8 protein-coding genes and 1 rRNA gene are annotated in these 10,177 nt (G+C 40.4%); all 9 read right to left on the bottom strand.

What is annotated here, in order from left to right; translation table 11 throughout:
* Window positions 1-116 precede the first annotated feature (116 nt).
* Window positions 117-1,621, bottom strand: a 16S ribosomal RNA gene (locus EWZ81_RS05575).
* Window positions 1,622-2,369: 748 nt separating this feature from the next.
* A complete protein-coding gene (locus EWZ81_RS05570; protein ID WP_165549306.1) occupies window positions 2,370-3,158 on the bottom strand; it encodes an NYN domain-containing protein in 789 nt (262 codons plus the stop codon).
* Between the two features lie 623 nt (window positions 3,159-3,781).
* Complete coding sequence (gene rplS, locus EWZ81_RS05565; protein ID WP_000797684.1) at window positions 3,782-4,138, bottom strand: 50S ribosomal protein L19; 357 nt, start codon at window positions 4,136-4,138, stop codon at window positions 3,782-3,784.
* A gap of 21 nt (window positions 4,139-4,159) precedes the next feature.
* Window positions 4,160-4,849 (bottom strand): tRNA (guanosine(37)-N1)-methyltransferase TrmD, encoded by a 690-nt coding sequence (gene trmD / locus EWZ81_RS05560; protein WP_165549305.1) that lies wholly within the window; start codon window positions 4,847-4,849, stop codon window positions 4,160-4,162.
* Window positions 4,850-5,395: a ribosome maturation factor RimM gene (gene rimM, locus EWZ81_RS05555; RefSeq protein ID WP_165549304.1), complete on the bottom strand. Its 546-nt coding sequence runs from the start codon at window positions 5,393-5,395 to the stop codon at window positions 4,850-4,852. It lies immediately after the preceding gene.
* 9 nt (window positions 5,396-5,404) lie between these two features.
* A complete protein-coding gene (locus tag EWZ81_RS05550) occupies window positions 5,405-5,758 on the bottom strand; it encodes a KH domain-containing protein (RefSeq protein ID WP_078245446.1) in 354 nt (117 codons plus the stop codon).
* 16 nt (window positions 5,759-5,774) lie between these two features.
* On the bottom strand, window positions 5,775-6,005 hold the full coding sequence (rpsP, locus tag EWZ81_RS05545; protein WP_000216125.1) for a 30S ribosomal protein S16: 231 nt from the start codon (window positions 6,003-6,005) through the stop codon (window positions 5,775-5,777).
* Window positions 6,006-6,078: 73 nt separating this feature from the next.
* Window positions 6,079-7,425: a signal recognition particle protein gene (gene ffh, locus EWZ81_RS05540; RefSeq protein WP_165549303.1), complete on the bottom strand. Its 1,347-nt coding sequence runs from the start codon at window positions 7,423-7,425 to the stop codon at window positions 6,079-6,081.
* Between the two features lie 14 nt (window positions 7,426-7,439).
* The gene (gene valS, locus EWZ81_RS05535) at window positions 7,440-10,058 is read right to left on the bottom strand and encodes a valine--tRNA ligase (RefSeq protein WP_165549302.1); all 2,619 of its coding nucleotides are present in this window, start codon (window positions 10,056-10,058) and stop codon (window positions 7,440-7,442) included.
* Between the last annotated feature and the right edge of the window lie 119 nt (window positions 10,059-10,177).

Genomic DNA, 10,177 nt, shown 5'->3' with positions numbered 1-10,177 from the left:
CAAGAAGTAAAAAAAGAAAGATTAAGCCCAATCTTTCAAAACTAAGCAACAAGAAGTTCTTTTGTCAGGTAATACTCTTGGCTTTCAATAAGCGAATATCAAAAGCTTTTCTCTAGAAAGGAGGTGATCCAACCGCAGGTTCACCTACGGTTACCTTGTTACGACTTCACCCCAGTCGCTGTGTGTGCCGTGGGCAGTAGCCAATTTAGCATCCTGACTTAAGGCAAACACAACTCCCATGGTGTGACGGGCGGTGAGTACAAGACCCGGGAACGTATTCACCGCAACATGGCTGATTTGCGATTACTAGCGATTCCAGCTTCATGCAGGCGAGTTGCAGCCTACAATCCGAACTGAGAGGTGTTTTGAAGATTGGCTCCACTTCGCAGTATTGCTTCTCTTTGTGCACCCCATTGTAGCACGTGTGTAGCCCTAGGCGTAAGGGCCATGATGACTTGACGTCGTCCCCACCTTCCTCCTCCTTACGGAGGCAGTATCCTTAGAGTTCTCAGCATGACCTGTTAGCAACTAAGAAAGGGGGTTGCGCTCGTTGCGGGACTTAACCCAACATCTCACGACACGAGCTGACGACAGCCGTGCAGCACCTGTTTTCAAGGTCTGGCAAGCCAGACACTCCACTATTTCTAGCGGATTCTCTCAATGTCAAGCCTAGGTAAGGTTCTTCGTGTATCTTCGAATTAAACCACATGCTCCACCGCTTGTGCGGGTCCCCGTCTATTCCTTTGAGTTTTAATCTTGCGACCGTACTCCCCAGGCGGGATGCTTAATGCGTTAGCTGCATTACTGGAGAGACTAAGCCCTCCAACAACTAGCATCCATCGTTTAGGGCGTGGACTACCAGGGTATCTAATCCTGTTTGCTCCCCACGCTTTCGCGCAATCAGCGTCAGTAATGTTCCAGCAGGTCGCCTTCGCAATGAGTATTCCTCTTGATCTCTACGGATTTTACCCCTACACCAAGAATTCCACCTACCTCTCCCACACTCTAGAATAGTAGTTTCAAATGCAGTTCTATGGTTAAGCCATAGGATTTCACACCTGACTGACTATCCCGCCTACGCGCTCTTTACGCCCAGTGATTCCGAGTAACGCTTGCACCCTCCGTATTACCGCGGCTGCTGGCACGGAGTTAGCCGGTGCTTATTCGTTAGATACCGTCATTATCTTCTCTAACAAAAGGAGTTTACAATCCTAAAACCTTCATCCTCCACGCGGCGTTGCTGCTTCAGGGTTTCCCCCATTGAGCAATATTCCCTACTGCTGCCTCCCGTAGGAGTCTGGACCGTGTCTCAGTTCCAGTGTGTCCGTTCACCCTCTCAGGCCGGATACCCGTCATAGCCTTGGTAAGCCATTACCTTACCAACAAGCTGATAGGACATAGGCTGATCTCTTAGCGATAAATCTTTCCCCCGTAGGGAGTATCTGGTATTAATCATCGTTTCCAATGGCTATCCCAAACTAAGAGGCACATAACCTATGCGTTACTCACCCGTGCGCCACTAATCAGCCTTCTAGCAAGCTAGAAAGCTTCATCGTTCGACTTGCATGTATTAGGCACGCCGCCAGCGTTCACTCTGAGCCAGGATCAAACTCTCCATAAAAGTGTTTGTCCTAAAGCTCTTTTGTTTTTTTATAGGCTGTTATCATTTCTAATAACAGCTTTAGCGTATCACAAGAACTCGTTTTATTTGATTATTGAATAAAACGGGTTGTGTTCTTAAGTATTACAACAACAAAACAGAAAGAAACTTTTTAAAAAGGTTTAGCTAAACGCTAACCTTAAAATACTCTCATGCCATTCAGTCATCAATCATAATCATATAATCATCATAACCAATGAAATCAATTGGCAGGTTGGATAAGCATTCCTTATCAAAGAATGGGAGTTATAAAAACCCTCACTCTATTTAGTAAGTCATTGCTTATGATTTTAGAATATCCCTTTAAAAAGAACTTCTATCAATTTGCTTAGTTTTCAAAGATCGTTTGCTTTAATCAGCTATCCCTGATCAGCTACCCTTGGCAAGTTATCAAGCGGCTTTTTAAAAGCCCTTACTGAAACAAGGAAATGAAAGTATAGTCATAGAAAGCTTAAGGTTTGCTTAAATTATAAAAATTTTTGACAAAGTAAGTTAAAATTTTAAAACGATCGTATTTTGAAAAATCCAAATACCGCCAAAAACATGCGTGCATTCCCTATAAATACACCATTAAGCGCTAATTTATCTCCGTTTTCAAAAACCACCCCATAATAGAAAGCAAAAAGCGAAATCATGGATTAGAAAAATCCGCTTAAGCTAACCCTTTTAAATTGGGTGCTTTTTGTCCCCTTGGTGAGAGGGAAACGCATTAGTTCTTCTTAAAGAGTTGGTCTTTAAATGGGTTGTTAAAAGGCTCTTTGGGGGGAAAGTTCTTTTTCTTGGGGGAGTGCTGACTTTTGGGCAACTTGACTACAATTTCAGCGACACTGCGTTCTCTCACATTGCAAGACTTCTTCAAGTCTGAAGGGACAGAATTGGGGCTTTCTTGAATGTTAGCGATGAAGACTTCAAAGCCTTTCTCCCAAGTGGCTTCTAACACAGGCACAAAATCGGTATCCTTGCTGAACAGCAAAATACACCCTCCTTGTTTGGTGCAATACAGCTTGGTAATATCATGCGCCAACAGCGCATCAACTTGTTTTTGACGCAAGTCTAAATGCGGCATGTGAGTTTTGGCTTCCACGCCATAGACTTCTTCGCTTTCGTTCTCAGATACGAGTTTAAACTTTACTCGCCCGACTCGTAATTTCACCTGATTTTGTTGGGCGATCTTGTGGTTGAAAGATTGCATAATTCCTGATTTATTCACTCTTTCCTCATAATCTTTAGGATTCTTCTCTTTATACTCCTCAAGTTCTTCGTTTTTATTGCCCTTGATTCTAGGTTCAACTTCTGTAAAAGGCTCAGATACATAAAAATAGATCCGCTTCAATTCCTCTTCAGGCTCCAAAAACGAACGGATTAGCGCTAAGAGTTGTTCGGGGCTGTTGAAATTGAAATGAGACTCCTTAAAACGATCATCCGTTTCTTGGATTGCCCTCAAATCGGCGAGTAGATTTTGCCAATCCACAAAAATCGTGGTTTCAGTTTTTTCCATGTTTTCTCCCAAAATATGAATTTTGCCATAAGGGTTGAGTATAGCATGGGGATTTAAACATGCCTTGTTTTTTAAAATAAAATAAAGGCTCTGTTCTCATCAAACAGACACTCAAAGCCTTAATTAATTTCTTTCATTTTTTAAAAACTTTATAGTAAAACTTTCTTGAGAATATGAGGGGATATTTCGCGTTTAATATCCTCATCAATCCTTTAATCCCCTAACCTCCCAAGGATCGATTTTTCAAGGAGTTATCGCCCAACTTGCGTCAAGCTTTTTGTATTTTAATTGTAAAAAACGCTTTTTAACCTTTTTTAAAATTTGACAACCAACGCTCCATTAAAAAACAGAGCCAAAAATTCAGTTTAACAAACATCAAGCTAGAAAAGAAGCGATTAAAGCTTTGCCTTGAAAAAAAACGAACGCTAACGCTAAAAAGAGTTTAGAGTTTTAAAAAAGTCGGTGGTAAAACTAAAAAGGGATTAAAAAACTCTTTTTCAAGCCAATCCAATCCATTTAAAAAGTTTTACGCTAATTTTAAGAGAAGCGGTTAAAAAACGGATTTCAACCCCTAAAGAGCGTTCTACCCATCAGCATGATGGATAAAAGAATCTTAACAGAAATTAATGGCGGACTTCTTTAATCCTTGCTGCCTTACCTCTCCTATCGCGCAAGTAGTAGAGCTTCGCGCGGCGCACCCTGCCCACACGCAACACCTCAACGCTCGCCAAACTTTCGCTATAAAAAGGGAAAATTTTCTCCACGCCGATATTGTTAGCCCCTATTTTACGCACGCAAAAAGTCTTATCCACGCCATTGCCTCTAATCGCAATGCACACGCCTTCAAAATACTGAGTCCGTGTTTTTTCGCCTTCTTTAATGGTGATACCCAATCTCAAAGTATCGCCGGCTTTAAATGCTGGCATGCTCTTGTCTTTTAACTGAGCGTCTTCAAACTGCTGAATGTAGCGGTTTTTCATGTGTTTTCCTTAATGTCAATTTCATGATTTGTGCTGTTTGAATAAATCAAGGCGGTAAAATTTTGTCCTTAATTTTGACAAATCAAGTTTTAGTTGCCTGATTTTAGCATGATTTCCTTTAGAATATTCTAAAGGAGCAGGGATTTTATTGATTTCTTTGGATTTAAAAACAGCGTTAGCGAAATTAGGGGCTTCCAAATAATGGTTTTCAAAGCTCTCATTTTCTAAAGATTGGGCGTTACCCAAAACCCCTTGAATGTGGCGAGCGATACTATCTATCAAGCACAACGCCCCAAGCTCGCCCCCTGTTAAAATAAAATCGCCTATACAAAAAACCTCATCAGCACCCAATTCAATAGAGCGTTCATCAAAGCCCTCATAACGCCCACACACCAAAACGACATGCTTTTTTTGAGCCAAACGCATCGCGTCTATTTGCTTGAAAGGCTTGCCCACCGCGCTTAAAAAAATCGTGTGTTTAGGGTTTTTGACAGAATGGAGCGCATTTTCTATCATCTCAGGGTCTAAAATTTGCCCAGCACCCCCACCAATGAGCGTGTGATCCGCTTTTTGATATTTATTAGCGCTAAAATCTCTAAGGTTTAACACTTCTAATTCAAAAAGATTTTTTTCTAACGCTCTTTTTAAAATAGAATCTTCAAAATAAGGCCATACGAGTTGCGGGAAAAGGGTTAAAACGCTGAATTTCACTCAACTATTCTCTAAAAGCGTTTTAGCGTTATGGGTGGTTATTTTTTTGTCTTGCAAAAGGATTTCTTGGATATAAAAATCCCTATAAGGGATTAAAAAAATCTTAGCCAAACCTTTTTCAACCAAGTTCAGCGTGGTTTCAACCATGAAATAATCTGTTTGAGAAATCCTTTGGATTTCTATGACTTTTCCTAGAATCTCGTTTTCTTCCACCACGCTAAGCCCTACTAAATCGCAATAAAAAAACTCGCCCTCTTTTAAAACACAGAGTTTTTTACTCTCTGCTTCGCTCATAAAAAGCCCTAAATTAGTCAGCTCTTTAGCCTTTTCAGGCGTGTGGATAGTTTCTAAAAATAACAAATTTTTAGCATGTTCATAAGAATGGATCACATATTCTTTAAAAGAAGAAGCGCAAGAGAAAGCGTTGGTTGGAGCGACGCTCACCTTAACGCCCTTTTTTAAGCACTCCGGAAAATCGCTCTCTAAATGAAGCTTTAGCCCCCCATTAAGCCCCACGCTTTTACCAATCCTACCCACTAAAAGCATGAAAAAAATTCAAGGCGTTTGATCGCCTAAAGCATGGGGATTTTTATCGCTATTTTTATCGTTACTGGCAAAAACAACGATTTTATAAGAAAACCCGTCTTTGGCTTTCACACCAGAAACAAACGCCTTAATCGCGCTCACCATTTTGCCCTCTTTACCGATCACATGCCCCATGTCTGATGGGTGGGTATAAATAGTGATTTGTTTGACTTTATCTTCTAAAAGCGTGTACTCCACGCTCAAAGCTTGCGGAAAAGAAACAACCTTTTTTAAATATTTTTCTAAAAAAGTTGCCACGCAATACGAATAGTCCTTACAATCAGCTTGAGAAAAAGGCGTGTTCAAAGGATCTAATTCACGCATTTAGCCTCACAAAACCTTAGGCTTTTTGAGAAAGTTTTTCCACCCTCTCGCTCATTTTAGCCCCCACGCCTTTCCAGTAATTCAAGCGCTCCTTATCAATTTTAATATCTTTAGGCTCGCTCAAAGGGTTGTAATACCCAATGGATTCAATCCAACCTCCATCTCTTCTTTTCCTAGAATCGGTTACCACCACTCTGTAAAAAGGCTTTTTCTTTCTCCCGATGCGCGTGAGTCTAATGACTGTCATTACAAAAATCTCCTAAAATATTCGTATTAAATTTGAGATTATACAACAAAAGCGCCTAAAACATGCTTAAAAATCAGCGCATTTTAGGGGGCGTTTGATTTTTAGCCTGACTCATGAGATTCATCAAATCGCTAATACCCTTTTTATTGGTTAAGCGTTTCGCCATTTTGCTCGCTTGATCAAAGCGTTTGATGATGCGATTGATTTCAGACACTTCTAAGCCGCTCCCTAAAGCGATCCTTTTTCTTCGGCTGCCGTTTAAAATCTCGGGGTTTTCTTGCTCTTTTTTGGTCATGGAATTGACCATAGCCTTGATTTTTTTCACTTCTAAAGAGCTTTCTAAATCCGTGTCTTTTAGCGCGCTTGCCATATTCCCTAAACCTGGAATCATAGAGATTAGAGAACTCATAGAGCCTAATTTTTTCACCTTTTCAATTTGGTTTAAAAAATCGTTGAAAGTGAATTGCCCTTTTTTGAGTTTTTTGCTCAAATCTTTGGCTTCATTAGGGTTTAAAACGCTGGCGGTTTTTTCAGCGAGTGAGATAATATCTCCAGCCCCCATCAAACGCCCCACAATCCTTTCAGGCACAAACACATCTAAATCAGGGATTTTTTCCCCGCTCCCAATAAAACGCAAGGGTAAGCCTAATTGATAAGTGATGCCTAAGGCGATACCCCCTTTAGAATCGCTATCAAATTTGCTTAACACCACCCCGCTCACGCCTATTTCTTCGTTAAAGGTGTTCGCGCTTTTGACCCCATCTTGCCCGCTCAAGGCGTCTGCGACATACAGCACTTCATGGGGGTTTAAAATCCCTTTAACTTCCTTTAATTCTTGCATAAGCTCTTTATCAATGGCTAAACGCCCCGCGCTATCCACGATCAACACATCAAATTGCGCTTCTTTAGCCCTTTTTAAAGCGTTGCTAGCGATTTCTTTCACGCTTTTATTTTCTTCATAAAAAACTTCCACGCCCACCTGTTCACCCAAAACCTTTAATTGCTCCACCGCTGCTAGGCGTTGCAAATCGCATGCGCATAAAAGCACTTTTTTATTTTTGGTTTTTAAATAATGAGCGAGTTTAGCGGTCGTGGTTGTCTTACCGCTCCCTTGCAAACCTGCCATTAAAACCACGGTGGGGGGCGTTTGAGCGAAAGTGAAACCACTGCTCCCTTTAGCACTTAAAATTTCTAACAAACTCTTTTCTAAAGCGTCTAAAAATTGCTGCTTACCAATGCCGCTAAGTTTAGTCTGGCTTTCCACTTTTTTGAGCAATTCTCTAGCCACTTTATGATGCACATCATTTTTTAAAAGCGTTTTTTTCAATTCATCTAACGCCCGATCTAGCGCTTTTTCATCATCTTGAAAGCGGATTTTATTGAGCGCGTTTTTAAACCCATCGCTTAACGCTTGAAACATTTTCTATCCTTTTATTATGGTTGTTCTAACAAGTCCAATTCTTGCTTAATTTTACTTTCTTTTTCTAAAAGCGTTTTTAAACTCTCTTGCACTTTTTCTAGCACGCTTTTAGGCGCGTTTTTGACAAAATTTTCATTGTGCAAGTTGAGTTTTAGTTTTTCTTTTTCCAATTTTTCTAGCTGCTTTTTTAAACGAGCAATGAGCGGGCTTAAATCAAGATTTTCTAAATCCGCATGAGTTTGGCAAAATTCCCCCACATCGCTCACGCTTTTTAAAGGTTTATAAGTTATCACGCTGACTTTTTCTAACCTCGCTAATTTTTGGGCGTAAGTTTGCAAACGCTCTGTGTTTTCTATTTTCTCCCTTAATCCCACGCTCGCTTCTTTTAAAACAATCGGTGGGGTTTCTAGCATGATTTTCAAACGCCTTAAAGACACGATGCAATCTTTAATCACTTCAAATTCATGCTCTAGTTTTTCATCTTGCGCCAAATCTTTAGGGTAAGGCATGACCATGATAGAATGAGCGTTTTCTAGTTCCGTGTTACTGAGCTTGTGGTATAAAGACTCGCTAATAAAAGGCATGAAAGGGTGCAAGAGTTTTAAAGCCTCTTTTAACACGCTCCCTAATTCGTCTATCGCTTCATTTTCCACTTTAGAAAATTCAATGAACCAATCGCAAAATTCCCCCCACAAAAAGCGGTATAACAAAGTCGTAGCGTCATTAAAACGATAATTGTCTAAAGCGTTACGAACCTCTTTAGTAACAAGATTCAAGCGCGATTTCGCATAACGCCCCAAAGGCGTTTGGTATTCGTTCAAACGCTCTTTATCTTTGAAAGATTCTTGTTTGAGTTTCAAGTAACTCGCCGCATTAAAAAGCTTGTTGGCGAAATTCTTGTTATTTTCTAAATGCGCAGTAGAAAGCTTAATGTCCCTACCCGTAGCACACAAATTGGCTAAAGTGAAACGCAAGCTATCCGCACCGTATTTTTCTATCATCTCTAAAGGATCTATCACATTACCTTTAGATTTGCTCATTTTTTCACCCTTTTCGTCCCTAACCAAGGCGTGCAAGTAAATGTCTTTAAAAGGCAATTCGCCTAAAAGCGATTCGCTGCAAAAGAGCATTCTGGCCACCCAAAAAAAGAGAATATCAAACCCGGTAATGAGCGTGGTGTTAGGGTAGAAATCTTTCAAATCGTTTTCATTAAACAAACCGCTTTTTTCTTGCCCCCACCCTAGAGTAGAGAACGCCCATAGCCCTGAACTAAACCATGTGTCTAGCACATCTTTATCTTGCTCTAGCGTTTCACTCTTGCAAGTAGGACAACTTAAAGGGGTATCTAGGCTTACAAACTGGTGGTTATTCTCGCAAGTAAACACCGGTATTTGATGCCCCCAAAACAATTGCCTGCTGATACACCAAGGGCGTAATTCTCTCATCCAAGCGTTATAATTATTGATCCAATTAGAAGGGTAAAATCGCGCTAAACCTTGTTGGATTTTTTCAATAGAACTTTGAGCGATTTCAGGCTTGACAAACCATTGTTTAGACACATAAGGCTCTACCACATTATGGCAACGATAGCAATGCCCCACTTGATGCGTGTGTTCTTCTATCTTTTCCAATAAGGCGTTTTCTTTTAATCTTTCTACGACCTTATCTCTAGCTTCTAATCGCTCTAAATTTTCAAACTCCCCGCAATGTGCATTCAAAATCCCCTTTTCATCAAAGATTTTAATCATTTCCAAATGGTGGCGTTTGCCCACTTCGTAATCGTTAAAATCATGCCCAGGGGTAACTTTCACACACCCTGTGCCAAACTCCATTTCCACATGTGCATCAGCGATAACAGGGATTGTGCGATTGATTAAAGGCAAGATTACTTGTTGCCCCACTAAATGCTTGTACCTCTCATCATTAGGATTGATCATAATCGCGCTATCGCCAAACAAAGTTTCAGGGCGTGTGGTGGCCACCACTAAATAATCTTTTTGATTTTCTAAATAATATCTAATATAATACAACGCCCCCTTACGCTCTTCATACTCCACTTCAATATCGCTCAGCGCCCCATCTTTAGTGCACCAATTCACCATGTAGTTATCTTGAACAATAAGACCCTTTTCATACCATTTCAAAAACGCTAATTTAACCGCTCTTTGCAAACCCTTATCCATCGTGAAACGAGTCCTAGAAAAAGCCGCGCTCACGCCTAAGTGCTTCATTTGTTCTAAAATCGCTCCCCCGCTCTTTTCTTTCCATTCCCACACTTTTTGAACGAACGCTTCACGCCCTAAATCTTCTTTTTTAATCCCTTGATTTAAAAGCTGCTTTTCTACCACATTTTGCGTCGCAATGCCAGCGTGATCCAGCCCTGGCTGATACAAGGTCTTATACCCATCCATGCGTTTGTAACGCGCTAAAATATCTTGCAAGCTTAAAGTCAGGGCATGCCCTATGTGTAAGATGCCGGTCACATTAGGAGGGGGCATCATCAAGCAAAATCGTTTGCCTTTTTCTTGGATTTTTTCATTGCCATCAATTTCAAAATACCCCCTATGAGAGCAAATTTCATAAATCTTTTTTTCTATTTCTTTTGGCTGGTAAGTGGTGGGTTCTTGTTTCATTATTTTCCTAAATTTTCCTAAATTATCTTAAAATAGAGCGTTCCTTAAAAAATGGTTGGATTTGGAACGCCTTTTGCTTTTACGCTTTTAATTGTTGCGTATTTTTTCAAAATTATACA

This window comes from Helicobacter pylori (assembly GCF_011140715.1).
GTDB classification, from domain to species: domain Bacteria; phylum Campylobacterota; class Campylobacteria; order Campylobacterales; family Helicobacteraceae; genus Helicobacter; species Helicobacter pylori_DA.
The sequence above is the reverse complement of the archived record's forward strand: the minus strand, read 5'-3'. Positions and strand labels throughout refer to the sequence as shown.

What these genes read in the sequence shown, in the direction of transcription:
- EWZ81_RS05550 (WP_078245446.1), bottom strand. Translation starts at nt 5,758, where the DNA reads ATGCGTGAATTAGATCCTTTGAACACGCCTTTTTCTCAAGCTGATTGT.
- rpsP (WP_000216125.1), bottom strand. Translation starts at nt 6,005, where the DNA reads ATGACAGTCATTAGACTCACGCGCATCGGGAGAAAGAAAAAGCCTTTT.
- EWZ81_RS05570 (WP_165549306.1), bottom strand. Translation starts at nt 3,158, where the DNA reads ATGGAAAAAACTGAAACCACGATTTTTGTGGATTGGCAAAATCTACTC.
- rimM (WP_165549304.1), bottom strand. Translation starts at nt 5,395, where the DNA reads ATGCTTTTAGTGGGTAGGATTGGTAAAAGCGTGGGGCTTAATGGGGGG.
- rplS (WP_000797684.1), bottom strand. Translation starts at nt 4,138, where the DNA reads ATGAAAAACCGCTACATTCAGCAGTTTGAAGACGCTCAGTTAAAAGAC.
- ffh (WP_165549303.1), bottom strand. Translation starts at nt 7,425, where the DNA reads ATGTTTCAAGCGTTAAGCGATGGGTTTAAAAACGCGCTCAATAAAATC.
- valS (WP_165549302.1), bottom strand. Translation starts at nt 10,058, where the DNA reads ATGAAACAAGAACCCACCACTTACCAGCCAAAAGAAATAGAAAAAAAG.